The 23,810-nt window shown below is 67.7% G+C and carries 25 protein-coding genes; 8 read left to right on the top strand and 17 right to left on the bottom strand.

Annotation, left to right across the window (positions count from 1 at the left end; all coding sequences use genetic code 11):
- Nucleotides 1-45: 45 nt before the first annotated feature.
- Nucleotides 46-864 (bottom strand): NAD(P)-dependent oxidoreductase, encoded by an 819-nt coding sequence (locus tag O0K41_RS15540; protein ID WP_049450509.1) that lies wholly within the window; start codon nucleotides 862-864, stop codon nucleotides 46-48.
- Between the two features lie 108 nt (nucleotides 865-972).
- On the opposite strand from O0K41_RS15540, the gene O0K41_RS15535 reads away from it, so the two are divergent.
- Nucleotides 973-1,656: a hypothetical protein gene (locus O0K41_RS15535; RefSeq protein WP_005414380.1), complete on the top strand. Its 684-nt coding sequence runs from the start codon at nucleotides 973-975 to the stop codon at nucleotides 1,654-1,656.
- 51 nt (nucleotides 1,657-1,707) lie between these two features.
- Here the strand turns inward: O0K41_RS15535 and O0K41_RS15530 are convergent, their stop codons facing one another.
- Together O0K41_RS15530 and O0K41_RS15525 are read right to left on the bottom strand one after the other, a co-directional pair.
- The gene (locus tag O0K41_RS15530) at nucleotides 1,708-2,214 is read right to left on the bottom strand and encodes a DUF2867 domain-containing protein (RefSeq protein ID WP_024957119.1); all 507 of its coding nucleotides are present in this window, start codon (nucleotides 2,212-2,214) and stop codon (nucleotides 1,708-1,710) included.
- Complete coding sequence (locus O0K41_RS15525) at nucleotides 2,211-2,873, bottom strand: serine/threonine-protein kinase (RefSeq protein WP_088436997.1); 663 nt, start codon at nucleotides 2,871-2,873, stop codon at nucleotides 2,211-2,213. Before O0K41_RS15525 ends, O0K41_RS15530 begins: the two co-directional genes overlap by 4 nt.
- Before the next feature lie 85 nt (nucleotides 2,874-2,958).
- On the opposite strand from O0K41_RS15525, the gene O0K41_RS15520 reads away from it, so the two are divergent.
- Nucleotides 2,959-4,956 carry a bifunctional DedA family/phosphatase PAP2 family protein gene (locus O0K41_RS15520; RefSeq protein ID WP_164222725.1) on the top strand — a complete coding sequence of 666 codons (1,998 nt, stop codon included), beginning with the start codon at nucleotides 2,959-2,961 and terminating at the stop codon, nucleotides 4,954-4,956.
- 49 nt (nucleotides 4,957-5,005) lie between these two features.
- Here the strand turns inward: O0K41_RS15520 and O0K41_RS15515 are convergent, their stop codons facing one another.
- The 3 genes from O0K41_RS15515 to O0K41_RS15505 form a co-directional block, all read right to left on the bottom strand.
- The gene (locus O0K41_RS15515) at nucleotides 5,006-5,584 is read right to left on the bottom strand and encodes an LON peptidase substrate-binding domain-containing protein (RefSeq protein ID WP_164222728.1); all 579 of its coding nucleotides are present in this window, start codon (nucleotides 5,582-5,584) and stop codon (nucleotides 5,006-5,008) included.
- Complete coding sequence (gene mpl / locus O0K41_RS15510; RefSeq protein WP_049450515.1) at nucleotides 5,581-6,945, bottom strand: UDP-N-acetylmuramate:L-alanyl-gamma-D-glutamyl-meso-diaminopimelate ligase; 1,365 nt, start codon at nucleotides 6,943-6,945, stop codon at nucleotides 5,581-5,583. Before mpl ends, O0K41_RS15515 begins: the two co-directional genes overlap by 4 nt.
- Nucleotides 6,946-7,274: 329 nt before the next feature.
- On the bottom strand, nucleotides 7,275-7,838 hold the full coding sequence (locus O0K41_RS15505; protein WP_005410920.1) for an adenylate kinase: 564 nt from the start codon (nucleotides 7,836-7,838) through the stop codon (nucleotides 7,275-7,277).
- Between the two features lie 136 nt (nucleotides 7,839-7,974).
- Between O0K41_RS15505 and O0K41_RS15500 the strand changes: the two genes are divergently transcribed.
- Together O0K41_RS15500 and O0K41_RS15495 are read left to right on the top strand one after the other, a co-directional pair.
- Nucleotides 7,975-9,231 (top strand): 6-phosphofructokinase, encoded by a 1,257-nt coding sequence (locus tag O0K41_RS15500; RefSeq protein ID WP_005410921.1) that lies wholly within the window; start codon nucleotides 7,975-7,977, stop codon nucleotides 9,229-9,231.
- A gap of 118 nt (nucleotides 9,232-9,349) precedes the next feature.
- Complete coding sequence (locus O0K41_RS15495; RefSeq protein ID WP_060380348.1) at nucleotides 9,350-9,739, top strand: DUF488 family protein; 390 nt, start codon at nucleotides 9,350-9,352, stop codon at nucleotides 9,737-9,739.
- Nucleotides 9,740-9,811: 72 nt separating this feature from the next.
- On the opposite strand, the gene O0K41_RS15490 is transcribed toward O0K41_RS15495, so the two are convergent.
- A complete protein-coding gene (locus tag O0K41_RS15490) occupies nucleotides 9,812-10,315 on the bottom strand; it encodes a hypothetical protein (RefSeq protein ID WP_049450520.1) in 504 nt (167 codons plus the stop codon).
- Nucleotides 10,316-10,623: 308 nt separating this feature from the next.
- Here O0K41_RS15490 and O0K41_RS15485 point away from each other — a divergent pair, with 308 nt between their 5' ends.
- Nucleotides 10,624-12,651: a sodium-translocating pyrophosphatase gene (locus O0K41_RS15485; RefSeq protein WP_005410924.1), complete on the top strand. Its 2,028-nt coding sequence runs from the start codon at nucleotides 10,624-10,626 to the stop codon at nucleotides 12,649-12,651.
- Between the two features lie 77 nt (nucleotides 12,652-12,728).
- Here the strand turns inward: O0K41_RS15485 and O0K41_RS15480 are convergent, their stop codons facing one another.
- Genes O0K41_RS15480 through O0K41_RS15460 form a run of 5 tightly spaced genes read right to left on the bottom strand, consistent with a single transcriptional unit; the run spans nucleotide 12,729 to nucleotide 15,681 of the window.
- Entirely contained in the window at nucleotides 12,729-13,448 is a 720-nt protein-coding gene (locus O0K41_RS15480; protein ID WP_060381082.1) for an energy transducer TonB, read from the bottom strand.
- Nucleotides 13,445-13,870: a TonB system transport protein ExbD gene (gene exbD, locus O0K41_RS15475; RefSeq protein WP_005410926.1), complete on the bottom strand. Its 426-nt coding sequence runs from the start codon at nucleotides 13,868-13,870 to the stop codon at nucleotides 13,445-13,447. Before exbD ends, O0K41_RS15480 begins: the two co-directional genes overlap by 4 nt.
- Before the next feature lie 9 nt (nucleotides 13,871-13,879).
- The gene (gene exbB / locus O0K41_RS15470) at nucleotides 13,880-14,608 is read right to left on the bottom strand and encodes a tonB-system energizer ExbB (RefSeq protein ID WP_088436999.1); all 729 of its coding nucleotides are present in this window, start codon (nucleotides 14,606-14,608) and stop codon (nucleotides 13,880-13,882) included.
- The gene (locus O0K41_RS15465) at nucleotides 14,595-15,062 is read right to left on the bottom strand and encodes a YbaN family protein (protein ID WP_005410928.1); all 468 of its coding nucleotides are present in this window, start codon (nucleotides 15,060-15,062) and stop codon (nucleotides 14,595-14,597) included. The genes exbB and O0K41_RS15465 overlap by 14 nt, the downstream gene beginning before the upstream one ends.
- Nucleotides 15,063-15,093: 31 nt before the next feature.
- Nucleotides 15,094-15,681, bottom strand: a complete 588-nt coding sequence (locus O0K41_RS15460; RefSeq protein WP_024957126.1) for a biliverdin-producing heme oxygenase — start codon at nucleotides 15,679-15,681, stop codon at nucleotides 15,094-15,096.
- Nucleotides 15,682-15,788: 107 nt separating this feature from the next.
- On the opposite strand from O0K41_RS15460, the gene O0K41_RS15455 reads away from it, so the two are divergent.
- Nucleotides 15,789-16,046, top strand: coding sequence for a DUF2789 domain-containing protein (locus O0K41_RS15455; protein ID WP_005410930.1), 258 nt, complete (start codon nucleotides 15,789-15,791; stop codon nucleotides 16,044-16,046).
- Between the two features lie 150 nt (nucleotides 16,047-16,196).
- Here O0K41_RS15455 and O0K41_RS15450 read toward each other — a convergent pair whose 3' ends face one another.
- The 4 genes from O0K41_RS15450 to O0K41_RS15435 all read right to left on the bottom strand — a co-directional run bounded on the left by O0K41_RS15450 (nucleotide 16,197) and on the right by O0K41_RS15435 (nucleotide 21,402).
- On the bottom strand, nucleotides 16,197-19,115 hold the full coding sequence (locus tag O0K41_RS15450) for a TonB-dependent receptor (protein WP_164222731.1): 2,919 nt from the start codon (nucleotides 19,113-19,115) through the stop codon (nucleotides 16,197-16,199).
- 200 nt (nucleotides 19,116-19,315) lie between these two features.
- Nucleotides 19,316-20,251 (bottom strand): FecR domain-containing protein, encoded by a 936-nt coding sequence (locus O0K41_RS15445; RefSeq protein ID WP_049450526.1) that lies wholly within the window; start codon nucleotides 20,249-20,251, stop codon nucleotides 19,316-19,318.
- Between the two features lie 104 nt (nucleotides 20,252-20,355).
- The gene (locus O0K41_RS15440; protein WP_005410933.1) at nucleotides 20,356-20,856 is read right to left on the bottom strand and encodes an RNA polymerase sigma factor; all 501 of its coding nucleotides are present in this window, start codon (nucleotides 20,854-20,856) and stop codon (nucleotides 20,356-20,358) included.
- Nucleotides 20,857-20,928: 72 nt separating this feature from the next.
- Complete coding sequence (locus O0K41_RS15435) at nucleotides 20,929-21,402, bottom strand: hypothetical protein (protein ID WP_005410934.1); 474 nt, start codon at nucleotides 21,400-21,402, stop codon at nucleotides 20,929-20,931.
- A 184-nt stretch (nucleotides 21,403-21,586) separates the two neighbouring features.
- Between O0K41_RS15435 and ppa the strand changes: the two genes are divergently transcribed.
- Together ppa and O0K41_RS15425 are read left to right on the top strand one after the other, a co-directional pair.
- Nucleotides 21,587-22,123 carry an inorganic diphosphatase gene (gene ppa / locus O0K41_RS15430; RefSeq protein WP_005410935.1) on the top strand — a complete coding sequence of 179 codons (537 nt, stop codon included), beginning with the start codon at nucleotides 21,587-21,589 and terminating at the stop codon, nucleotides 22,121-22,123.
- Nucleotides 22,124-22,275: 152 nt separating this feature from the next.
- Complete coding sequence (locus tag O0K41_RS15425; protein ID WP_005410936.1) at nucleotides 22,276-23,397, top strand: HDOD domain-containing protein; 1,122 nt, start codon at nucleotides 22,276-22,278, stop codon at nucleotides 23,395-23,397.
- A 57-nt stretch (nucleotides 23,398-23,454) separates the two neighbouring features.
- Here the strand turns inward: O0K41_RS15425 and O0K41_RS15420 are convergent, their stop codons facing one another.
- Nucleotides 23,455-23,649 carry a hypothetical protein gene (locus tag O0K41_RS15420; protein ID WP_223846439.1) on the bottom strand — a complete coding sequence of 65 codons (195 nt, stop codon included), beginning with the start codon at nucleotides 23,647-23,649 and terminating at the stop codon, nucleotides 23,455-23,457.
- Between the last annotated feature and the right edge of the window lie 161 nt (nucleotides 23,650-23,810).

Raw genomic sequence — 23,810 nt, 5'->3', positions numbered from 1 at the left:
GCAGGCCGAAGGTCGCAGCCCTCGGCCTCTTCCGGCGACGTACGATCAATCCAGGAACAGATCCGGCAGCAACGGACGCGATGGATCCACTGCGTAGCCCGAAAGATCGGTGATACCCGCCTGCGCCAGCACGTCATCGTCGATCAGGAACTGGCCATGGAAGCCCGCCGCTTCGCGCACCAGCACCGCATGCGCGGCATCAGCCATGATCTGCGGCGTGCGGCAGCCGGCCGCATCCACGCCCGGGATCATGTTGATCGCATCGGTGGCGATGACCGTGCGCGGCCACAGCGCATTCACCGCCACGCCCTGCGGGCCGAATTCCGCGGCCAGGCCCAGGGTAACGAAGCTCATGCCCATCTTCGCCAGCGTGTAGCCGGTATGCGGTGCCCACCACTTCGGCGCCAGGCTGGGCGGCGGTGCAAGGGTGAGGATGTGCGGATTCGGCGCCTGCAGCAGGTACGGCAGGCAGGCCTGCGCGCACAGGAAACTGCCGCGCGCATTGACCTGCTGCATCAGGTCGAAACGCTTCATCGGCGTATCCAGCGTACCGCGCAGCCAGATCGCGCTGGCGTTGTTGACCAGGATGTCGATGCCGCCGAAGGTATCGACCGTGGCCGCAACCGCCGCGTGCACCTGCTCTTCCTCGCGGATGTCGCACTTCAGGGCCAGGCCCTGCCCGCCTGCCGCCGTCACCGCTTCAGCCGCGGTATGGATGGTGCCCGGCAGCTTCGGATTCGGCACCGACGACTTGGCCGCAATGGCCACGTTGGCGCCGTCGCGCGCAGCGCGCAGTGCGATGGCCAGGCCGATCCCACGCGAGGCTCCGGTGATGAAAAGCGTTTTGCCCTGCAGACTGCCCACGTTCCACACTCCAGCGTATGCAATGAGCCGCTAGTATGCCGCGCCGACGCGGAGTTCACCCGGCCTTGACGATACTCGGGCCTCCAGCCAACGCACGAGGTCCACGCCATGCGCCGTTCCCGCCTGTTGCTGCCTGCCCTGGGGCTTGCCCTGCTGACTGCCTGCCAGGGCCGTTCGCCGGAACCCGGCAAGGAGCCACCCGCCGGTGACGCGCCCAGCGCGGAGAAGGCCGCCGCCGACGGCAAGATGCGCTGGAGCGAGGCCGTGGTCTGGGATGGCGATCTGAACGCATGCCGCCAGGGAGAGAATGCCGCCACCCGGGATTGCCTGCGCGATGCGATGCGAGCGGGGGGAGCAAGCGCCGAGGCGATCACCGCGGCCGAGCAACTGTCCAGCGCCGGGGAACTGGCGTATGTCACCGCCTGGCATGAGAACGAGGGGCTGGGCATTGCCACGGTCGAGTATCCCTTCCGGGCCAACACCAACGAAGGCACCCGCCTGGTCGACGCCAGCGGCAAGCGCATCGATGTGGATGCCGTACAGCTGGACGACACGCTGCGTGCCGACCCGGCCGTGCAGGAGCTGTTGAAGGCCAACCCGCAGGCCACGCCATTCGCGCCGGCGCAATCGGCCGGAGCGACACCGCTGGAGGGCGGCGGGATCCGCCTGCTGTACCGCACACCGCTGCGCGACTGCCACGCCTGCCCGGACGTGGGCCAGCTGCAGATCGCCTATGACTTCGATGCCAAGCGCAACTTCATCGGCCAGCAGGTGGTGCCGGCGACGCCGTAATCCGGAAATGCCGCGTGTCGCCGGGCATGGCCCGGCGAGCGCAGTGTCGAATCATCGGTACGCCTGCACCTGCTTCTGCAGCAGATGCGGCACGATCAACCTGTGCACGGGCGCGACCGGCAGCATGTAGAGCCGCCCGAATGCGTTATGCGTATGCACCACCGTCACCACTTCCAGCACATCGCCCTGCCATTGCAGGGCCAGCTGTACGCGCAGGTGGCGATCATCGTCTTCCAGCACGATGGCATCGTCATCCAGCGACTGCAGGGTGAAGATGCCCAGCCGCTGGCCGGCCGCCGGATCGTCGGTGTCCTGAACCGCACGCAATGAGCCAAGGTGCTTCATCCCAAGCAGGCGCATGCCGTGGTTGCGCAGCGCCATCAGACCATCGAACCAACCGGGAATGCTCGCGGCCATGTCGCGATAGGCCTGCAAGGCCGAGCGCCCATCACGACGGGTGGTCGCATGGCACGCATGCACGAAATCCGCACCGGGCAGCTGAGTTCGCAGCACGCTGCCCGCGCTCGGCGGCGCGCTCATCACCTGCGATGCACTCACGGCTTCGGTCCCTGCCCCTCGTTGTCTTCCCAGTGCAGGATGCGGCGGGTGACGAAGCGGTAGACCGGCTTGCCGGTGGCGAACCACAGCTCGCGCACCCACGACGTACGCTTGAGCACGCGCTTCTCCACCGGGGTGAGTGATTCGCGGCAGTACATGCGCTTGTGCTTGAGCAGGTGGCGCAGGTCCTCGCGGGCCAGCAGCCGCATCCAGCGCGAGCGCGGGTTGCCGATCACCGCCAGCTGGAAGTCGATCAGCGCCGGTCGTCCATCTTCAGTGACCAGCCAGTTGGCTTCCTTGGCCAGGTCGTTGTGGGCCACGCCATTGCGATGCAGCTGCCGCAGCAGGCGACGCGCGGCGCGGAACCAGGCCAGATCGCCGCGCGGCGGACGCTGGTACATGGCATCGCCGGCCATGAAGCTGCGGTCGAGGTGGCGGCCATCCCAGGCCAGCAGCTGCGGCACATCGGCCATGCCATGGATATGGCGCAGCGCGCGTGCTTCGCGACGTGCAAGCCACCACGCGGGCAACCGCAGCCACAGCGGCGTGGCCCCCAGATCGCGGCGTACGAACGGGCCATCGGGCCCTTTCACAAGAAGGATCCGGCCGAAGCTGTCGGCCTTCAGAGCATGGTGGGGAGCGTCTGGCGTATGCGGCATGACTCCATTCTAGGCGATGGCGCCGGTTGCAAACGGTCACGAAGCGGCTGGGAACCAGTCACCTTCACGCCCCTATAATCGGGCAATGGACTCTTCATGGATCGACGCCACGCTCGCGTGGATTGCCGCTCACCCCGTGCTGGCGGGCGCCGTTATCTTCCTCATCGCCTTCTGCGATGCGGTCATCATTCTTGGCGCCATCGTGCCGGCGCTGCCACTGCTGTTCGCGGTGGGCGTGTTCATTGGCCTGGGCCAGATCTCCGGGCCGTACGCGGTGGCGGCTGCGGCATTGGGTGCGTTTGCCGGCGATGGCATCAGTTACTGGATCGGCCGCCGCTGGGGCGACCGCCTGCGCGGCGTGTGGCCGTTCAGCCGTTACCCGCAGCTGCTCGACCGCGGCGAAAACCTGTTCCGCCGCAATGCCTTCAAGAGCATCCTGGTGGCACGCTACGTCGGCGCGATCCGCCCGTTCGTGCCGGCCATCGCCGGCATGATGAAGATGCCCGCCAGCCGCTACGTGCAGGCCAGCGGCATCGCCAGCATTTCCTGGGCGGTGCTGTTCCTGGCGCCGGGCTGGATCCTCGGCGAAGCGTACGACGCGGTGGCTGCTGTAGCCGGGCGGCTGGTGGTGGTGGTCGGCCTGCTGGCGGTGATCCTTGGCCTGGTCTGGGCCATCGTGCTGTACGGCTACCGCTGGTCGGCCGCACGCATGGACAACTGGCTGGCACGCCTGCTGGACTGGTCCAACCGCCACCCGACGCTGGGCCGCTACACCGTTGGCGTGCTGGACCCGAAGCGGCGCGAATCGGTGCCGCTGGCGATGCTGGCGCTGATGCTGCTCCTGCTGGGCTGGGGCTGGTTCGCGCTGTTGACCGTGGTGGTCGCACATGGCGAGCCGCTGGCGATCGACCTGCTGGTGCACCAGGCCATGCTGGCGCTGCGCAATCCGCTGGCCGACTACCCGATGGCTGCGCTGGCGTCGCTCGGGGCCTGGCAGGTCCTGCTGCCGGCCACCGCCGCGGCGATGGGCTATCTGATCTGGCGCCGACGCTGGATGGCCGCTGCTCACTGGCTGGCGGCACTGGCCTTCGGCCTGGCGCTGACCATGCTGCTGGGCGCCACCGTGGATGTGGTGCGCCCGATCGACGCCAGCAGCGGCTTCGGCTTCCCGTCGGTGTCGGTGACCATGGCCACCATCACCTTCGGCTTCTTCGCGGTGCTGATCGCACGCGAGATGCCCGGCCGCACCCGCGTCTGGCCGTACCTGGTTTCGGGCATCGTGGTCAGCCTGATCGGCTTCTCGCGCCTGTACCTGGGCGCGCATTGGCTGAGCGACGTGATCGGCGGCATGCTGTTCGGCACGTTCTGGCTGCTGGTGCTGGGCATCGCCTATCGCCGCCGCTTCAACCGCTCGTTCTGGGTGAAGCCGGTGGCCTGGCTGTTCTACGGCGTCTTCGCCGTGGCGGCGATGTGGTACGCACCGCGCAACATCCCGGTGAAGCTGGAACGCTTCGAACCGACCCTGCCGGCCCCGCAGGCGATGGACATGCAGGCGTGGTGGCAGCACGACTGGGCCACGCTGCCGGCGCGCCGCAACGAGTTCGACGACGACCAGCGCTGGCCGCTGGACGTGCAGGTGGCCGGGCCATTGGCACCGCTGCAGGCGCAGCTGGAAGCGCGTGGCTGGAAGCGGCAGGAACAGGCCGGCTGGCAGCAGGCGCTGCTGATGCTGGACAAGAACACCGGCGCCGATGAACTGCCGGTGCTGCCGGCCACGCTGGACACCCGCGTGGAAGCACTGCTGATGGTGCGCCAGGGTGCGAAGCCGGACGAACGCTATGTGCTGCGCCTGTGGCCTGCACCCGCGCAGCTGCAGGCGGGCAACACGCCGCTGTGGCTGGGCAGTGCACAGACCCTGCGTTACGAACGCCACTTCGAGTGGATCGGCATGTGGCACCCGCTGCGTGGCGTCGACCCGGCGCTGAACGCGGTGAAGGAGGCCGTGCAGGACCTGCCGCAGCGCGAGGACGTGCACAGCGAAACCGGGTTGCCGGTGCTGCGGTTGAAGACCACCATGCCCTGAGGCCGCCGCAGCGCTCTGGTAGCTGCCAACCTTGGTTGGCGGTTATCGGCTACGGCATCCAGCCCAGCAACTGCTGCAACCGCTGGTGCGGGTCGTCCATCTGCAGCAGCTGCAGGCGCTGCTGCTCGCTCAGCGGCAACAGTTCGGCCAACCGCCAGCCGACCCAGCTGGCCTGGTCCAGCAGCGCCGGGTTGGCCGGCGCATAGGCCTCGCCAGCCTGTTCGATGATGTGCCCCAGCAGCGTGGCCAGCAGCGCATGCTGTGGCCGCAGTTCATCGTCCGGGTCTTCCTCGCACCAGCGCACGTCGGCCACCACCAGGCCGTTGTCGCGCACGCGGGTACGCTCGACGTGGAAACGGCGGGTTCCGCGCAGGCGCAGTTGCAGCACGCCGTCGGCGCCGACATCGAAGTCTTCGATGCGCACCTGCACGCCATAGGCGGCCGGCGTCGCTGGTGCGCCGACTTCCTCGCCATCGAGGATCAGACAGACACCAAACCCCTCACCACTGCGGCCGCTGTCGCGGATCAGGTCCAGATAGCGGCGCTCGAATACGCGCAGGCCCACCGCCGCACCCGGTACCAGCGTGGTGTGCAGCGGGAACAGCGGCAGCGAGCCGTCGCCGCTCATCGGGCCTGCAGGGCGGCGAGGAAGCGACGCGGCGCGCCGTCGAAGCCACCGTTGGACATGAACACCACGTGGTCGCCGCTGCGCGCGCTGGCCTGCAGCTGCGCCAGCAATGCGTCGGTATCGGGCACGGCATGGGCTTCGCCACGCACCGCGGCGATCACCGCCGCAGCATCCCAGGCCAGTTCCGGGCGATGCAGGAACACCACTTCATCGGCCAGCGCCAGCGAGGGAGCCAGCGCCTGCGCATGTGCGCCGAGCCGCATCGAGTTGCTGCGCGGTTCCATCGCGACCACGATGCGCGCATCGCCGACCTTGGCACGCAGGCCTTCCAGCGTGGTGGCGATTGCGGTCGGGTGATGGGCGAAGTCGTCGTAGACGGTGATGCCGTCATGGCTGCCGATCACTTCCATGCGGCGCTTGACGCTGCGGAAGCGCGTCAGCGCCGGAATCACCTCTGCCGGTGCCACGCCCACCGCATTCGCCGCGGCCAGCGCGGCCAGGCCGTTGAGCACGTTGTGGCGGCCCAGCAGCGACCACTGCACATCGCCCAGTGCCTGCCCGCGATGATGCACGCGGAACGCGCTGCCATCGGCAGCCAGCAGCTCGGCATGCCATTCCAGCGACGGATCGAAGCCGAAGCGCTCGACCGGGGTCCAGCAGCCCATTGCCAGCACTTCGGCCAGGTACTGATCCTCGCCATTGACGATCAGGCGGCCACGCGCGGGCACCGTGCGCACCAGATGGTGGAACTGGCGCTGGATCGCGGCTACGTCCGGGAAGATGTCGGCGTGGTCGTATTCAAGGTTGTTGAGGATGGCCACCAGCGGCCGGTAGTGCACGAACTTGCTGCGCTTGTCGAAGAACGCGGTGTCGTACTCGTCGGCCTCGACCACGAACTCACGGCCCTGGCCCAGCCGGGCGGAGACGCCGAAATCCTCGGCGACGCCGCCGATCAGGAAACCGGGCGAACGACCGGCGCTTTCCAGCAGCCAGGTGAGGATGGTGGTGGTGGTGGTCTTGCCATGGGTACCTGCCACGGCCAGGGTGTCGCGACCCGGCAGTACCTGTTCGGACAGCCATTGCGCTCCCGAAATGTAGCGCTGGCCGGCGTCGAGCACGGCCTCAACGGCGGCATTGCCGCGCGAGAGGGCGTTGCCGATCACCACGTCATCGGTGCCTGCCGGCACGCTGTCGGCGCGGTAGCCCTGGTCCAGGGCGATGCCCAGCTGCTCGAGCTGGGTCGACATTGGCGGATAGATGGCCTGGTCGCTGCCGCTGACCGTATGGCCCAGTTCCCGCGCCAGGGCGGCCACGCCGCCCATGAAGGTGCCGGCGATTGCAAGGATATGTACGCTGCTCATGACCGAGGATTGTGACCGATGACGGCTGTATAGGGCCAATGTCCGCCCCCGGGTAAGACAAGTCCTACACGGGATGTGAGAAAACTCCAATCACCTGTCAGGGAATTCCCGATAGCGATGTTCTGTGAACCCGGACACAATTCGAACTGCCAGCCGCAGTACCCGAACCGGTCCTACTCCCCAAGAGGCCATCCCCAAGGGAGCTCATGCTGCGGGGCCCTGAGCAAGCCCTTCGCTGGCGCCTGTCAAACGACACAGGCCTGATCCTCACGGACCAGGCCTGTGTTTTTTTGCGCCCGAAGGGCCGGCAACAGACCGGCCCCGCCGGATCAGGCCTTGATCGCCGCCAGGATGCGGGCTTCGATCTCGTCCAGCTCACCGACGCCATCGACGCGGGCCAGGGTGCCACGGCCGGCGTAGAAGTCGACCACCGGGGCGGTCTGGTCGTTGTAGACCTGCAGGCGCTGGCGCACCGCTTCCGGCGTGTCGTCGGCGCGGCCCTGTTCCTTGGCACGACCGGCGATGCGCTCGACCAGCAGCTCGGTGGCCACGTCCAGCTGCACCACGGCATCCAGCGGCTGGCCGATCTTGGCCAGCAGGCCGTCCATCGCATTGGCCTGGGCCACATTGCGCGGGTAGCCATCAAGAATGAAGCCCTTGGCGACATCGGGCTGGGTCAGGCGCGACTCCAGCATGCCCAGCAGGATGTCGTCCGACACCAGGTTGCCGGCATCCATCACCGTCTTGGCCTGCTTGCCCAGCTCCGTGCCCGCGGCGATTTCCGCGCGCAGCATGTCACCGGTCGAAATGTGGGCGATCCCCAGCTTTTCCTTCAGGCGCGTCGCCTGTGTCCCCTTGCCCGAACCGGGCGGTCCCAACAGAACCAATCGCATTGACCTGACTCCAACGTGTTGAAAACAAAGAAGGTTCGCGTCCCGGACGGACCGGTATCGCTGCACCGCAATAGCGCCACTTTACCGCATCCGGGTAATGTCCCTGCAATGTCCTTTCCCCCGAGCAGGTAGACGCATGCGCAACGGTACTCTCCTCTACGCCCAATCCGGTGGTGTCACCGCGGTCATCAACGCCACGGCGGCGGCGGTGATCGAGCAGGCCCGGGCCAAGGGCATCAAGGTCCTGGCCGCGCGCAACGGCATCCTCGGCGCGCTGCGCGAGGAACTGATCGACACCAGCAAGGAGAGCGCTGCGGCCATCCGCGCCCTCGCCCATACCCCGGGCGGCGCGTTCGGCTCCTGCCGGGTCAAGCTGAAATCGCTGGACGCCGACCGCGCCCGCTACGACCGCCTGCTGGAGGTGCTGCGCGCCCATGACGTGCGCTGGTTCCTCTACAACGGCGGCAACGACTCGGCCGATACCGCGCTGAAGGTCTCGCAGCTGGCCAAGGCCTCCGGCTACGACCTGACCTGCATCGGCGTGCCCAAGACCATCGACAACGACCTGGCAGTGACCGACACCTGCCCCGGCTTCGGCTCGGCGGCCAAGTACACCGCGGTGTCGGTACGCGAGGCGGCGCTGGACGTGGCGGCGATGGCCGAGACCTCCACCCGCGTCTTCATCTACGAAGCGATGGGCCGCCACGCCGGCTGGCTGGCCGCGGCCGCTGGCCTTGCCGGCAACGGCGATGACGAAGCGCCGCACATCATCCTGCTGCCCGAACGCGCCTATGACGAGGCGGCGTTCCTGGCCAAGGTGAAAGCGGTGGTCGAGCGCGTCGGCTACTGCGTGGTGGTGGCGTCGGAGGGCATCGCCACCGCCGATGGCCGCTTCGTCGCTGACGCTGGCGGCGGCAAGGACTCGTTCGGCCACTCGCAGCTGGGCGGCGTGGCCGCGCACCTGGCCGGCCGGGTCAAGGACCAGCTGGGCCTGAAGGTGCACTGGGCGCTGCCCGACTACCTGCAGCGCTCGGCCCGGCACCTGGCCAGCAGGACCGACTGGGAGCAGGCGCAGGCGGTCGGCAAGGCCGCCGTGCAGCTGGCGCTGAAGGGCCAGAACGGCGTGATGCCGGTGATCGTGCGCAGCAGCGATGCGCCCTATCGCTGGAAGATCGAGGCGGCGCCACTGTCGAAGATCGCCAACCATGAAAAGAAGATGCCCGCCGGCTTCATCCGCCGCGACGGCTTCGGCATCACCGCCAGGGCGCGGGCCTACCTGTCGCCGCTGATCAAGGGCGAAGCGCCGCTGCCGTATGGCGCCGACGGCCTGCCGAAATACGTCACCCTGAAGAACGTGGCGGTGAAGCAGAAGCTGCCGCCGTTCGAGGGCTGACCCGAAAAAGGGGACGGAGGGGATTAAGTCGCATACGCCCCTCTGTCATCTCCAACAGCGTCAGCAGTGGGCCGGATACGACTTAATCCCCTCCGTCCCCTTTTAATGGAGGCACACCATGGCATTGCGTGTTGTTCGACTCGGTACGCCGCGCGTGCCTGGCGAGGGCCTGCGCATCGGCACCGTGCGGCGGCCGCCGCGCGGCGTTCCGCGCAGCGAGTTCGCCCGACAGGACTGGTACGACGTCTGGTTCCCGACCCTGTCACCCAGCGCGGAACTGGTGAAGCGGGCGCATGAGGCGAAGACGGCCGCCGACTGGACCGCGTTCTTCCGCCACTACAAGGCCGAGATGAAAGCGCCGGATGCCGCCCATGCACTGGACCTGCTTGCCGCACTGTCGCAGCACAGCGACATCAGCGTGGGGTGCTACTGCGAGGATGAGGCGCACTGCCATCGCAGGGCTTTGCGCGAGCTGCTGGTGGCGCGCGGGGCGACGCTGGCGGAGTGATGATTGCAGGGTTGCCGGCCAGCGGCCGGCACTACCCGTGGATGACCGCTTGGGTACACCGCCCAGGCAATTTCAGTTGCAGGCCTTGCCTTCCATCTGCAGCTGCGCGGCGAACATCGTCACCTGCGGAATCTGGCCGGCAGCGGCCTGCTTCCTGGCCTCTTCCAGATAGATGCGTGACTGCCCCTGACCGTCCAGCTCGACCTTGTTGGTCGACGGCAGCCGCCACACTCGCACCACCGCCTGCTGTGCGGGGCACGCGGCGCTGGGCACGCGGATCACATCATTGAGCTTCCAACCCTTGTCGGCACTCGGTTGGGCCTTGGCGTAGTCGACGAAGCGCGCGCGCGGCTGGCACTGCTCACTGGTACGCACCGCAGAGAAGCGGTACGGCTCGGCCGCCTGCCCGGTGAAGGCGCCTTCCAGGCGCGCACAGGCCTCGGGAATCTGGCGCAGCGTATGCACCGCGCCCACCGCCTGGGGTGCGCCCACGGCACGCTGTAGCTCCGGGGTTTCCGCAGCCAATGCCGGTACAGCCGGGACCAGGGCGGCAAGCATCAACAGGGACAGGCGCATGGGAGATCTCCTTCAGGACTCCACGCAGGCTTGCAGAGGCTGGCTTAACGGGGTGCAAAGGCCGGTGGCTCTCGAATCAAGCCCATTGACTGGCGGCATGCGCTGCGGCTCGCAGAAGCCAGTCGAGCACGGCTCGACTCTACAGTGCGCGGCACGCATACTGCGGGCACCAGGGAATGCTGAACACCGCCATACGTCGGACGACCGCCAAGGTCGGTACGGGTTGGTTCCAGGCTGCAGCCCGTCGTCCCCCTCGTGGTGCCGTTCATCGCCACTGGATGCCTACATCCATTCTGCGGAGGGGTCTAATGCTGGAACGTCACGGGCTGTCACTGGCGCTGGGCTGCGCCATTCTCGCGATCCTGTTCGGAATCGTCTCGGCGCGCTGGATCCTGCGCCAACCCACCGGCAATGAACGCATGATCGCGATCGCCACGGCGATCCAGGAAGGTGCGCGTGCCTATCTCAACCGCCAGTACCTGACCATTGGCGTGGCCGGTGTGGTGCTGTTCGTGCTGGTCGGTGTGTTCCTCAGCTGGTACACCGCGATCGGCTTCGCGGTCGGCGCGGTACTGTCCGGCGCGGCCGGCTACATCGGCATGAACGTGTCGGTACGCGCCAACGTGCGCACTGCCGAAGCTGCACGCCACGGCATCAGCGCCGCAATGGACGTCGCCTTCCGCGGTGGCGCGATCACCGGCATGCTGGTGGTCGGGCTGGGCCTGCTGGGCGTGGCCGGCTACTACGCGTTGCTGCTGCGCATGGGCCTGCCGATGGAACAGGCGCTGCATGCGCTGGTCGGCCTGGCCTTCGGCTCGTCGCTGATCTCGATCTTCGCGCGGCTGGGCGGTGGCATCTTCACCAAGGGCGCCGACGTCGGCGCCGATCTGGTCGGCAAGGTGGAAGCCGGCATTCCCGAGGACGACCCGCGCAACCCGGCGGTGATCGCCGACAACGTGGGTGACAACGTGGGCGACTGCGCCGGCATGGCCGCCGATCTGTTCGAAACCTACGCGGTGACCGTGATCGCAACAATGCTGCTGGGCAGCCTGATGCTGGCCGAGGCAGGCGCCAATGCGGTGCTGTATCCGCTGGTGCTGGGCGGCGTATCGATCATCGCCTCGATCATCGGCGCGCTGTTCGTGAAAGTGAAGCCTGGCGGCTCGATCATGGGCGCGCTGTACAAGGGCGTGATCGTCTCCGGCGTGCTGGCCGCCATCGCCTTCTACCCGATCACTACCGGCCTGATGGGTGACAACGTACATGGGCCGATGGCCCTGTACGGCTGCGCGTTGATCGGCCTGGTCCTGACCGGGCTGATCGTGTGGATCACCGAGTACTACACCGGCACCCAGTACAAGCCGGTGCAGCACGTGGCGCAGGCCTCGACCACCGGCCACGGCACCAACATCATCGCCGGCCTCGGCATCTCGATGAAGTCCACCGCGCTGCCGGTGGTAGCCGTGTGTGCGGCGATCTGGGGCGCGTTCGCGCTGGGTGGGCTGTACGGCATCGCCATCGCCGCCACCGCGATGCTGTCGATGGCCGGCATGATCGTCGCTCTCGATGCCTACGGGCCGATCACCGACAACGCCGGTGGGATTGCCGAGATGGCCGAGCTGCCCTCGGAGATCCGCGACATCACCGATCCACTGGATGCGGTTGGCAACACCACCAAGGCGGTGACCAAGGGCTATGCGATCGGTTCGGCCGCACTGGCCGCATTGGTGCTGTTCGCGGACTACACGCACAACCTGCAGGCTGCACATCCCGGGCAGGAATTCCGCTTCGACCTCAGCGACCACACGGTGATCATCGGCCTGCTGATCGGCGGCCTGATTCCCTACCTGTTCGGTGCGATGGCGATGGAAGCGGTCGGCCGCGCGGCGGGTGCGGTGGTAGAGGAAGTACGCCGCCAGTTCCGCGAGATCCCCGGCATCATGCAGGGCACCGGCAAGCCGCAGTACGACAAGGCGGTGGACATGCTGACCCGCTCGGCGATCCGCGAAATGATCGTGCCCTCGCTGCTGCCGGTGGCGGTGCCGGTGGTGGTCGGCCTGCTGCTGGGGCCACGCGCACTGGGTGGCCTGCTGATCGGCACGATCGTGACCGGCCTGTTCGTGGCCATTTCGATGACCACCGGCGGTGGCGCCTGGGACAACGCCAAGAAGTACATCGAAGATGGCCACTTCGGCGGCAAGGGCAGCGAGGCGCACAAGGCTGCGGTGACCGGCGATACCGTCGGTGACCCGTACAAGGACACGGCCGGCCCGGCGATCAATCCGCTGATCAAGATCATCAACATCGTCGCGCTGCTGCTGGTGCCGTTGCTGTAGATCCACGCCATGCGTGGATGACGGCCTCGATGGGGTCAGAGCCCTTTCCCAGGAAAGGGATCCGACCCCATCGTCAATCACCGCCCGCGCAGGAAGAACGACACCGGCACCATCACGTCCACCGGGTCGCCGGCCACTTCGGCCGGCGGCGCCGGTACCGGGCTGGCGCGCTGCACGGTGTCCAGCGTCTCCTGGTCAAGCAGCGCGAAGCCACTGCTGCGGCCCAGCTTCAATCCCGAGACCGCTCCATCGCGGGCCACGGCAAAGCGCACGTAGACCACGCCCTGCTGGCGCAGCCGCTCGGCCTGGCGCGGATAGCGGCGATGCTTCTGCAGGTGCCCCAGCAGGCGACCTTCCCAGCTTGCCTCGGCGCGACTGCGCTCACCCGCCGTGGTCTGCGGTGCGGTGTAGCGCGCGGCGGCGTCAGCGGCCACCTGTGGCGGTGCGCTGGTCTGCGCGACATTGGCGTCGGCGACATCCGGCGAGGGCGTCGGCTCTGGTGTACGCGGCGGTGGCAGGTCACCCTGCGGCTGCACCGGCGCCTTCGGTTGCTCGCGCAGCGCCGGCTTCGGCGCCCGCCGCTGCTGTTGCTGCTGCAGTGGACCGGTGGCGACCTCGCGCGGCGGCACCGGCGGTGCCTGCGCCATCGGTGCCAGTTCCAGCATCAGCGCGGCGGGCGGCGCCGTCGCAGCCAGTACCGGTGCGCGCGTCGCCCACCAGCAGGCCACGCCGATCAGCAGCGCATGCACCAGCAGCACGATCGCCAGGCTGGTCGCCCAGCGCCGCAATCCGCTCATCGCGCGCCCTGCTCCAGTCCAACCAGTGCCACCTTCAAGTAGCCTGCGCCACGCAGCGCGTCCAGCGTCGCCATCAGTTCACCGTAAGGCACGCGGGTATCGGCACGCAGGAAGATGCGCTGCGCGGTGTCGCCGTGGGTGGCCGCCTGCAATGCAGCGGCCAGCCCGTCACGCGCCACCGCCTGCTCGCCCACGCGCAGCGACAGATCGGCCTGCACGGTCACATACACCGGCGCCTGTTCGGGCGGCGTGGCACTGGCGCTGCTGGCCGGCAGCTGCACGGGCACTGATACGGTGGCCAGCGGTGCGGCTACCATGAAGATGATCAGCAGCACCAGCATCACGTCGATGAAGGGCGTGACGTTGATCTCGTGTGCTTCTTCCGGTGCGTCGTCGCGGTCGGACGCGGTCCTGATCGCCATCGTCGCGCCTCAGTGCACCGCGCGCAGCGGTGCCGCTGCGGTACGCGGCACGGCACGATCAAGATCGCGCGAGACCAGCTGCTGCACGGCCGCCGACAGATCGCCGAGCAGGCCCCGCAGGCCGGCCAGCACGCGGCTGAAATGGTTGTAGACCAGTACCGCGGGAATCGCCGCGACCAGGCCGAGTGCGGTCGCCAGCAGGGCCTCGGCGATGCCGGGCGCAACCACCGCCAGGTTGGTGGTGTTGCTGTGTGCGATGCCGATGAAACTGTTCATGATGCCCCACACCGTGCCGAACAGGCCGACGAAGGGCGCCACCGCGCCGATGCTGGCGAGCACACCGATGCCGCGCCGCTGCACGCGCGCGGTCTCCAGTTCGATGCGGTCCAGGCGCGAGGCGATGCGTTCCTTGATGCCGTCGCGACTATCCAGATCCTGCGACAGGCGCAGTTCGGTGCGTGCTGCGTCCAGCATCGCCAGCGCGGTGCCCTGCTGCAGACTTGCCTCTTCGCTCTGCGGCGGCAGCTGCGCGGACTGCAGCAACAGCGCGCGCGCCGCACGCAGCTGCCGGGCCTGGCGCGTCAGTTCCCAACCCTTGGCCAGCAGTATGGTCCAGGTGGCCAGCGACGCCAGTGCCAGCGCGATCATCACGGCCTTCACCACCACGTCGGCGGCCAGGTACATGCCCCACGGGGTCAATGCGGGGGCGGCCACGGGGGCCAGGTCAGCAGGCAGCATCGTCTCGGTTTCCATCAGCATCAGGGGTCGCTGCGCGACGACGGGCCGCGCGCGGATCATTGGCGTCGTCCACTTCCACGACAGGATGGGGCTCCAGCCGCGGTGCCGGTCGGCTCAGTACGTAGCCGGCGCTGACCGCAAAGAACAGGCCCACGCCCAACAGCAGGCGCCAGGACGGGTGCGCGCCCCAGCAGAACAGGGCAAAGCCCAGCGCCATGCCGGCACTGGCAAACGCCTTGCCCTTGCGCGATACCGCGCCCTGCTCGCGCCACAACCGCAGCGACGGGCCGTAGCGCGGATGCGCCAACAGGCGCTGCTCGAACTTCGGCGAGCTGCGCGCGAAGCAGCCCACGGCCAGGATCAGGAAGATGGTGGTCGGCATCACCGGCAGCAACGCGCCGATCACCCCGAGCCCGACCATCAGCCAGCCCAGCGCGAACCAGAGCCAGCGCATCAGCGCTGCACCTGTGGGCGTGCGCCGTGCATCAGGCGAATTCCACTTCGACGTGGCCGTGCACGCTGCGGAACGCGGCGTCGGCCGCATCGATCACCTGCTGCTCCTGCTCGGCACTCAGCGGTACCGCGTCCAGCGCCGCGGTGAACTCGCGCCAGTGGCGCGCCGCGCCATCCGGATGCGCGGCCAGGTGGCGGGCGCCAAAATCACGATCCAGGCCTAGCTTGGCAGCCATCTTGTACAGAATGGTGCCGCCCAGGTTGGAGCCTTCGGCCACGTACAGCCACCCCAACGCGGCGGGCAGTTCCAGATCGGACGGCAACGCCGCGATGTCAGCCCCCGGCAGGGTCTGCTCCAGGTCCTGCAGGTCGCGCGCGACCTGGGTCAGGCGGCGGCGCTCGCCCAGGTCCGGCAGCAGTGCGTCCAGCGCAGGGTTGGCATACAGCGCATCGATGCTGCGGTGGAAGCGATACTGCACGCGCAGGAAACGGGCGAAATTGCTGCGGTCGGCGAAGATGTCGCCGGCCATGATGCGCTTGTCCAGGGCACCGTGGCTGTCGCGGGTGGCGGCCTTGAGCCGCAGGCTGCGGCTTTCTTCAGGGGCGATGTGTGCGTTCATGGGGGAATGCCAAGGGGGTCGTCGTGCTGTAGACGTCTGCCACGGGGCTTTCCCCAAGGCCGTCTACACCGATAATGGGCCATCCCCTTGTCCATCCGGAACCGACGATGATCACCACCGAACCGCGCATGACCAACCTGTTCCTGCAGCTGGGCCTGGATGCAAGCGCCGAGGGCATCGCCCGCTTCATCCGCGAGCACCAGCTGGCCACCGATGTCGAAGTGGTCGAAGCACCGTACTGGAACGATGCCCAGCGCCAGTTCCTGTCCGAATCACTGCAGGCCGATGCGGCATGGACCACGGTGGTGGATGAGCTGAACGAGTCGCTGCACGAAGATGCGGTGAAGGCTTCGAGCGGGCTGTAAATAGACGCCGGGCATGGCCCGGCGCTGTCGATTGCTCGGCAGAAGCGGTGCGGACCAAGGTCCGCACCCACCGAGGGCGGTTGGGGCTCGCTGGAGTCGGAGCCCTTTCCGCAGGAAAGGGATCCGGCCCCACCGCTCATCCGCGACCGATCAGTACTTCCAGGTCAACGCCAGTCGCGCGGTGCGGCCCGGGGCCGGCATCACGCCCAGGGCCAGCGGGTCCAGGTAGTAGCGGTCGGTCAGGTTGTCCACGCCGGCTTCCACCGACAGCTGGTCGTTGAAGCTCCAGCTGGCGAACAGGTCCACCAGCGTGGTTGGCCGGTACAGCTGCTGGATCGCCGACAGGCCCACGTTCCAGTCCTTGTCCAGCTTGCTGATCGGGCCGGCGTTGTGGACCACGCGGGTGCCGAAGGTCAGGCGCTCGTCGAACAGGCGCGAGCCCAGGGTCAGGTTGACCATGTAGCGCGGTGGGTTCTGGGTATTGGTGTACGAGCCCTCGAAGCCGCCGTCCACGCAGTCGGGCGTGTTGGCCAGCTCGCCGTTCCTGCGCTGCGCCCCATAGGCACGGCGCTCGGCGGCGATGTCCGGCGCGCAGGTCTTGGCCTTGAAGTAGTAGTGCGCGGACAGATCGGCAAATACCTTGCCGCTGTCATAGCTGGACTGGAACTCCATGCCCGAGACCTTGAACTGGTCGACGTTGCGGATCAGGCCCGCCGACAGCGTGCGGTAGTCACGGGTGATCAGGTCGTCGATGCGGGTATCGAAGTACGCCAGCTTCAGCGCCAGGCGATCGCCGGCAGTGAACAGGTCATAGCGGAGGGTGCTGGCACCGATTTCCCAACTGCGCGCACGCTCCGGCTTCAACTCGCCCACCGGCTTGGCAGCGGTGAACAGGCCCAGCGTGGTCTCGAACAGGCTCGGCAGCTTGGTGCCTTCGGCGTACTTCACGTAGACCATGGTGTCTTCGCTGAAGCGGTAGGCCACGCTGGCGGTCGGCGAGAACGCGGTATCGCGACGGCGGATCGGCTGCGACCAGGTCCAGCTGACCGGCACTTCCAGGTCCTGCGCCTTGCCGGCGTCGTAGAAGTTCCAGCCACCGATGTCGCCCACCGTGCCCTTCTTGTACGGTGAGGCCAGCAGCGATTCCTGGGTGAAGTTGCCGTTGGCATCCGGATACCAGTTCAGCAGCGCGATGCGCTTGGCCCGCCACGACGGCAGCGCCGGGTTGCCATTGAGCAGTTCGGTGTAGCGGTACTGGCCCTGCACCTCATAGGCATCGGGCGAGGCCAGGCGGTTGCGGTCGTGCACATCCACGCGGTTCCAGCGGCCGCCGGCCAGCAGTTCCCAGTGTTCATCGGGCTGCCACTTCAGCGAGGCCACGGCGCTGTATTCCTTGCGCTCGGCGTTGCGCAGGAAACGGTTGTTGACCAGATCGTCGTGCATGACCGGCCCCGAGCTGCCCGGTGCGATGTCCTCATCGCTGTAGGACAGGCCGTAGTCGAGGGTGAACGCACCGGCGCGGGTATCGAACTTCGAGGTGTTGCTGGCATCCAGGCCGAAGCGCTTCTGCCGCAGCGGATTGCGGTAGGCATCCTTGTAGCCGGGGTCGCCACTGAAGCTGGGCGCGTCGTACCACTCGGTACGACGATCGAAATACCACGGGGTGATGCCGGTCAGGCTGTTGTACATCACGCTGTCGGTGTCGGTGTACGCGGCGTTGACGCGCAGGTCGACCAGCTCGCTGTCCGGGTTGAAGCGATAGCGCAGGGTGTAGCTGTCCATGTCGACATGGCCCGGGTCCCACTGCGGAATTCGATCGCGGTCGACGCGGATGATCTGCGAGGCCATGATCTCGCCGGCGGTGCCTTCGTAGCGGCGGTAGCCCGCTTCCAGCGTCTGTGCATCGTCGATACGCCAGGTGCCCTTGAGCAGCGCCGACTTCGAGCGGGCCGAGGTATTGAAGACCTCGGTACGCGGCGGATTCAGCGGTGCCAGCGTGCGCCGGGTCTGTGGGAAATCATCGTAGCCGTGCTTGCCGGAGAAGTAGTTGCCATTGTCGCGGTAGGCGTAGGCGGCGACCAGATCGAAGCGATCCCAGTGTCCCGCAGCGGCCACGTTGAAGAACTGACTGCCGGTGGCGCTGCGATCGTTGCGCGGCGCGGCGCTGTAGGACGGCAGGTTGTTGGCACTGGCGTTGGCCAGGCCGCCACGCACGCGTACGCCGAAGTCGCGCCCTTCGCGCAGCACGTCGCCGATCTTCAGCGTCTCCATCTCGACCACGCCGCCGATGCCGCCAGAGGCGTTGGCCTGCAGGCTCGGGCCCTTGGTGATGGTCAGGCTGGAAATCAGGTCCGGGTCGAGGTAGGTACGCTGCGATTGACCGGCGTAGCCGCGGTAGGTATCGATGCTGGACTGGCCACCGTCGATGATCACCGGCACGCGGCCCTGGCCTTGGATGCCGCGAATGTTGACGTCGAAACCATTGCCGACGCGTGGGTCACCGGCAGTGACGCCGGCCACGCCCTTGACGATGTCGCCGTTGGACGTACCGCGGAAACGCTCCAGGTGCGTGCGGTTGAGCGTGGTGGTGGAACCGACGCTGCGATAGCTGTCGAGCAGGCGCGCCTCGTCGCTGGTCGCGCCACTGTCGACGCGGTCGCCGGCCACGCTGAGCGTGTCGGTGACGATCACGCCGCTGTCGGCCTGCGCCGGCGTTGCCGCTTCCAGCGTGACTGCATCTGCGCTGACCCGGCGCACCGCCAGGCCACTGCCCTGCAGCAGCTGCTGCAGCGCCTCGTTGGCCGGCAGGCTGCCATTGACCGCACGCGAGCTCACCCCGTGGGCCAGGATGGCCGGATACACGACCTGCACGCCGGACTGGCGCATGTAGCTGCGCAGCGCCTCGTCCAGGGGCTGCGCCGGAATGTCGAAGCGCTGTACGGCGGCGTGATCGCCACGGGCGTTCTGTGCCAGCACGGATGGCGTGGCACTGGCCAGGCCGGCAGCCAGCAATGCAATGCACAGGCGGGACGGGCGCGGCGCGCGGCCCGGACGGTGGGAGTCGAACATGGGGAACCTGTCAGGTAATCGGTGCCGCAGGCGCGGCGTCATCCGCAACACGGGCGGACACGGCGACGTACTGGCGGCGGCGGGTACGTTCGCGGGGTAAGACGGTTGGGCGCGCGGCAACCCCAAGGGCGATTTGCGGCCGCAGAGGGTGCCGACCGTTGGCCGGCACATCGGAAACATCATCCACGCATGGCGTGGATCTACTGATGGATGATGGCGACGCCGAGCGGCAGGCGGGTGACCTGCAGGCCTGCCGTCGCCGCCAACGCGTCCAGCGCCTGTTCCGGGCGATCGATGCGCAGTGCCGCACTGATCGCCGGCAGTCGCGACAGATCACCGCGCACGAACGTCGGGCCGGCACGATAGCGCCCCACCCATTGCACGGCGTCGGCGACGCTGGCCTGCTCCAGCAGCAGCTCGCCCTGGCGCCACGCGCCCACGCTGTCGGCCGCCACATCCTGCAGGCGCGTCACGCCGCTGCGCTCGCCATAGACGGCGCGCTGGCCGACTTGCAGGTAGGTCCAGCCACCGTCGGCCGGGCTGGCCACACGCACCCTGCCTTGCCCGACCTGGGTTTCCACCCGGTCATCGCCACGCGCGACGGTGAACGCGGTGGAGATGTCCTCAACCACGCCATTGCCGGCACGCACGCTGAAACGCCGCTGCGCATCCGGGCTGACCTCGAACCAGACGCGCCCGCGCAGCAGCTCGACCTCGCGTGCGTGCGCATCGAAGCGCACGGCGATCGCGCTGTCCGCATCCAGCACTGCGCGGCTGCCATCGGGCAGCGTTACGTTCTGCACGACGTGCGAGCTGCGATGGTCGGCCTGCAGCCGCAACCAGGCCTCCGGCCATGCCACCAGCATCGCCAGCACAGCTGCAGCGGCCATCGCCCAGCGCATTCGATGCGGGCGGCGGCGTTCGGCACACCGGGCCAGCGGGCGTGGCCCGACACTGCGCCACAGCGTGCGCTCGTGCTCGAAGGCCCGGCGGTGCCCCGGCTCTGCCAGCCAGCGCTCGAACTCGTGCATGCGTCCCTCGCCGATGTCACCCGAGGCCAGCCACGCAATCCAGCCCCGGGCCTGTTCGGCCAGGGCATCGTCATTGGCGGCGGGCAGCGTGTTCGGCGGGCTCATCGGCTGGCGGACAGGCGCATTCAAGCGCGGGCGGGGGAACTAGACCGCATCCACGGTCCAGTGATCAAGACGTTTCAGCGAGGGCCAGCCCCAAGCCGGGGCGATCAGCGGCCGCTGCGCGCCCAGGCCAGACGTTGCAACGCGGTGCGCACATGGTTCTCAACGGTGGTCACCGACACCCCGAGGCGGCGGGCAATCTCGGCCTGGGTGAGGCCCTGCAGGCGGTTGAGCCGGAAGATGGTGCGGGTCGGCTCCGGCAGGTGTCCGGCCGCATCCAGCACACGCTGCAGCTCGTCCTGGGCCATGGCCTGTTCCTCGGTCGAGATGACCTCGTCCGCTCCCCACAGGTAGTGGTCGGCCAGCAGGCGGTTGCGCCGGGTCGATTCGCGGCCGTGGTCGGTGGCCAGGTTGGCGGCCAGCCGGTACAGGTAGGCACGCGGATTGTCGATGGCCTGGCTGTCATCGACACCACGCGCCTTGAACCACACCGCCTGGATCACGTCCTCGGCGCCGTTGTCGCCCCCCAGGATGCGTTGCACCCGGCGCAGCAGCGCAGGCCGCTCGCGGATCAGCAGTTCGGTGAGGGAGGCGGCATTGGAGGACATGCGCGGAACCGGGACGACAGGCGGAAGGCGCCGCGCATGCTACTCCGTTAATGAGAATCAGTCACGTTCGCATCAATGGATGCACCCGGTCAGCCCGTCATAGACGCTCTGCGAGGTCCCCGGCAACGGGTCATGCAGTGGATTGCGGGCGGCGAGCGCGGCATGGAAGGCCTCCACCGGTGTGCCAGGCACCAGCGGCAGGCGGCACAGCCAGGTCGGTTGCCGGGCGACGATCGCACCGTCATGCCGCGACACAGCCAGGTCACTGGCGGCAAATGCCCACAGGCACTCATGCACCGTGCCGCGTACCGCGTCCACCGAGCAGCGCAGGCGCAGGGCGCGGATATCGCTGTACTCGCCTTCGCAGAAGGTATCGCCGCAGATCGCGTCGAACCCGTACTGCAGACGTCCCTCCAGGGCAAAGAAGCGGTCCCAGTTGGCTTCCTGCCGCGGGTAGTCGATCAGGTCGACGTAAGGAGAGGCCTGGGCCAACGGCGCAACCAGCAGCATGCAGAACAGGGCGAACGGCAGGGCAGACACTTTCATCGGCGGACTCCTTGGCAAGGTCGATCCAGCCTGCGCCCCCGCACCGGCCGGCCCTATCAGCCAACCCCGGCCTGCCGCGTGGGTCCCTGCCCCACGCAGCGGTCAGCCCCTCCCTCTGCACAGCGCCCGGCAAAGGCATAAAATGGGGGGCTATCCGTCTATATCCCCCACCTGGAGCACGACCATGGGTCTGGAACTCGTCTCGCCCGGCAAGAACCCGCCGGAAGAAATCAACGTCATCATCGAGATCCCGAAGGACTCGGAGCCGGTGAAGTACGAAGTGGACAAGGAAACCGGCGCGATCTTTGTCGACCGCATCCTGTCCACCCCGATGCGTTACCCCTGCAACTACGGCTACGTGCCGAGCACCCTGTGCGGCGACGGCGATCCGGCCGACGTGCTGGTGGTGCTGCCGCTGCCGCTGGTGCCGGGCTCGGTCGTGCGCTGCCGTCCGGTCGGCGTGCTGAAGATGAGCGATGAGGCGGGCAGCGACGAGAAGATCCTGGCCGTGCCGGTCTCGAAGATCTTCAGTGGCTACGCCCACGTTGAAGACATCGCCCAGGTCTCGAGCCACTGGCTGGAGCGCATCGGCCACTTCTTCGAGCACTATAAGGACCTGGAGAAGGGCAAGTGGGTCAAGCTGGACGGTTGGGGCGGCGCCGCTGAGGCCAAGCAGATCCTGATCGAGGCGCACCAGCGCCACCTCGACAGCAAGGCCTGAGCCTGAACCGGATCGCTCCGGCGGTACCCTGCCGGAGCGATGCGGGTCACGTTTCATGATGACGGCACATCACTCTTGCTGCCGTATTAGGTAAATTGCGTCACTTCACACGTCATCGACATCCATCGTCGAGACAGCCAGGGGAATGTGTCGTGCGTATTCTGCTTGTTGGGGATGCAGCCAGCCTGCCGGCTGAGCTGACCGAATTCATTGCCGATCTTGGGGAAGACTGGCAGCCGCTGACCGCCACCGATGGCCAGACCGCGATGACCGCGGTTGCCACCCAGGGCGTTGACGCGGTGATTGTCTGTCCGCAGCTGCCGGACCTCAATGCCACCACGCTGCTCGGCCAGATCAGGACCCTGCGTCCGGAAACCATCCGCATCGCGCTGGTGGACGCACAGCATGGCAACCGGCCGCCGCCGGCACGCCTGATCGGTGTCGCTCACCGTTTCCTGCCGTTGCCACTGGCACCGGAAGTACTGCTGGAAGCGCTGACCAGCCTGGAAGAGCTGCGCGAAGTGCTGGACAGCCCGCGCCTGCGCGATGCCATCGGCCGCATCGAGAAACTGCCGTCGCCGCCGCACCTGTACCTGAGCCTGACCCAGGCGCTGGAGCATGATGACGACGCCGACAGCGCCGACGTGGCCAAGCTGGTGGCCGCCGATCCGGCCATCGCCGCCAAGGTGCTGCAGTTGTCGAACTCGGCGTTCTTCAGCCAGGGCCGCACCATTGCCGACCTGCGTACTGCAGTCACCCGGCTGGGCCTGGCCACGCTGCGTGACCTGGTGCTGGCCAGTGAAGTGTTCTCGGCACCGACGCTGTCGACTGCCGAACGCAACTCGCTGCAGCAGCGCGCCCTGCTCGCCTCGCGCCTGGCCGCACGCCTGCTGCCCGAATCCAGTGCCGAACTGGGCGCAACTGCGGCACTGCTGGCCGACATCGGCCTGCTGCTGCCCGGCGTACGCAACGAGCGCACCGAGCCGTCGCTGGCCGGTGATACCCGCCCGGGCCATGCCGAAGCCGGTGCCTACCTGCTGGGGCTGTGGGGCCTGCCGATGCCGATCATCGAAGCGGTGGCATTCCACCTGCAGCCGCAGCGCGCCAACACCCGCAGCTTCTGGGTGACCGGTGCGGTGCACGTGGCCCTGGCGCTGGTCAACGGCGACCCGGTGGATGAGGACTATCTGCAGCGCGCGGGCGTGCTCAACAAACTGCCGCAGTGGCGCGAACATGCCAACAGCCTGATGGGGCTTACGCCGAGCGAAGCCTGAGTTCCGCCGGCAATCCACACGATGAAGGCGCGTCCGCAGGGACGCGCCTTCGTTGCATCAGGGCTGCGCGCAGTGGTCGTACACGCAGCGCTCGAACAGGAACTGGCAGTACGCCGCATCCTCACCGGCCTTGATGCAGTTGCTGCGCACCTCCGCGCAATAACGGCCATTGGCACACACCAGCGGACCGGCCGACACACTGCCGGCCAGGCTCAGGACGGCGAGAACTGCAGCAGCAAACATACGTGGCATCGCGTTGTTCATTTCGCGCTCTCCTCGGTCCGGAATGGACCTCTGCGAACCTACCAGCGGTCCAGTTGCGACAAGCGTGACCTTTGTCGCTGAACTGCCCTATTCAGAATTTCCCGACCCGGCTCTGCCAAACGCAAAGAGGGGGGGGGGGGGGGGGGGGT

The sequence above is a fragment of the Stenotrophomonas sp. Sm2128 genome (genome assembly GCF_030985535.1).
In the GTDB taxonomy this organism is placed as follows: domain Bacteria; phylum Pseudomonadota; class Gammaproteobacteria; order Xanthomonadales; family Xanthomonadaceae; genus Stenotrophomonas; species Stenotrophomonas maltophilia.
Note: the sequence above shows the minus strand (reverse complement) of the source record. Positions and strands in the feature narration are given on the sequence as shown.

Excerpts from the sequence above, each read along its gene's own strand:
- O0K41_RS15455 (WP_005410930.1), top strand. The coding sequence starts at position 15,789 with ATGATCACCACCGAACCGCGCATGACCAACCTGTTCCTGCAGCTGGGC.
- O0K41_RS15525 (WP_088436997.1), bottom strand. The coding sequence starts at position 2,873 with ATGCCGCATACGCCAGACGCTCCCCACCATGCTCTGAAGGCCGACAGC.
- O0K41_RS15445 (WP_049450526.1), bottom strand. The coding sequence starts at position 20,251 with ATGAGCCCGCCGAACACGCTGCCCGCCGCCAATGACGATGCCCTGGCC.
- O0K41_RS15485 (WP_005410924.1), top strand. The coding sequence starts at position 10,624 with ATGCTGGAACGTCACGGGCTGTCACTGGCGCTGGGCTGCGCCATTCTC.
- O0K41_RS15495 (WP_060380348.1), top strand. The coding sequence starts at position 9,350 with ATGGCATTGCGTGTTGTTCGACTCGGTACGCCGCGCGTGCCTGGCGAG.
- O0K41_RS15420 (WP_223846439.1), bottom strand. The coding sequence starts at position 23,649 with ATGCCACGTATGTTTGCTGCTGCAGTTCTCGCCGTCCTGAGCCTGGCC.
- exbD (WP_005410926.1), bottom strand. The coding sequence starts at position 13,870 with ATGGCGATCAGGACCGCGTCCGACCGCGACGACGCACCGGAAGAAGCA.
- O0K41_RS15490 (WP_049450520.1), bottom strand. The coding sequence starts at position 10,315 with ATGCGCCTGTCCCTGTTGATGCTTGCCGCCCTGGTCCCGGCTGTACCG.
- O0K41_RS15435 (WP_005410934.1), bottom strand. The coding sequence starts at position 21,402 with ATGAAAGTGTCTGCCCTGCCGTTCGCCCTGTTCTGCATGCTGCTGGTT.
- mpl (WP_049450515.1), bottom strand. The coding sequence starts at position 6,945 with ATGAGCAGCGTACATATCCTTGCAATCGCCGGCACCTTCATGGGCGGC.
- O0K41_RS15505 (WP_005410920.1), bottom strand. The coding sequence starts at position 7,838 with ATGCGATTGGTTCTGTTGGGACCGCCCGGTTCGGGCAAGGGGACACAG.
- O0K41_RS15520 (WP_164222725.1), top strand. The coding sequence starts at position 2,959 with ATGGACTCTTCATGGATCGACGCCACGCTCGCGTGGATTGCCGCTCAC.
- O0K41_RS15440 (WP_005410933.1), bottom strand. The coding sequence starts at position 20,856 with ATGTCCTCCAATGCCGCCTCCCTCACCGAACTGCTGATCCGCGAGCGG.
- O0K41_RS15465 (WP_005410928.1), bottom strand. The coding sequence starts at position 15,062 with ATGCGCTGGCTCTGGTTCGCGCTGGGCTGGCTGATGGTCGGGCTCGGG.
- exbB (WP_088436999.1), bottom strand. The coding sequence starts at position 14,608 with ATGCTGCCTGCTGACCTGGCCCCCGTGGCCGCCCCCGCATTGACCCCG.
- O0K41_RS15450 (WP_164222731.1), bottom strand. The coding sequence starts at position 19,115 with ATGTTCGACTCCCACCGTCCGGGCCGCGCGCCGCGCCCGTCCCGCCTG.
- O0K41_RS15460 (WP_024957126.1), bottom strand. The coding sequence starts at position 15,681 with ATGAACGCACACATCGCCCCTGAAGAAAGCCGCAGCCTGCGGCTCAAG.
- O0K41_RS15535 (WP_005414380.1), top strand. The coding sequence starts at position 973 with ATGCGCCGTTCCCGCCTGTTGCTGCCTGCCCTGGGGCTTGCCCTGCTG.
- ppa (WP_005410935.1), top strand. The coding sequence starts at position 21,587 with ATGGGTCTGGAACTCGTCTCGCCCGGCAAGAACCCGCCGGAAGAAATC.
- O0K41_RS15500 (WP_005410921.1), top strand. The coding sequence starts at position 7,975 with ATGCGCAACGGTACTCTCCTCTACGCCCAATCCGGTGGTGTCACCGCG.
- O0K41_RS15480 (WP_060381082.1), bottom strand. The coding sequence starts at position 13,448 with ATGAGCGGATTGCGGCGCTGGGCGACCAGCCTGGCGATCGTGCTGCTG.
- O0K41_RS15515 (WP_164222728.1), bottom strand. The coding sequence starts at position 5,584 with ATGAGCGGCGACGGCTCGCTGCCGCTGTTCCCGCTGCACACCACGCTG.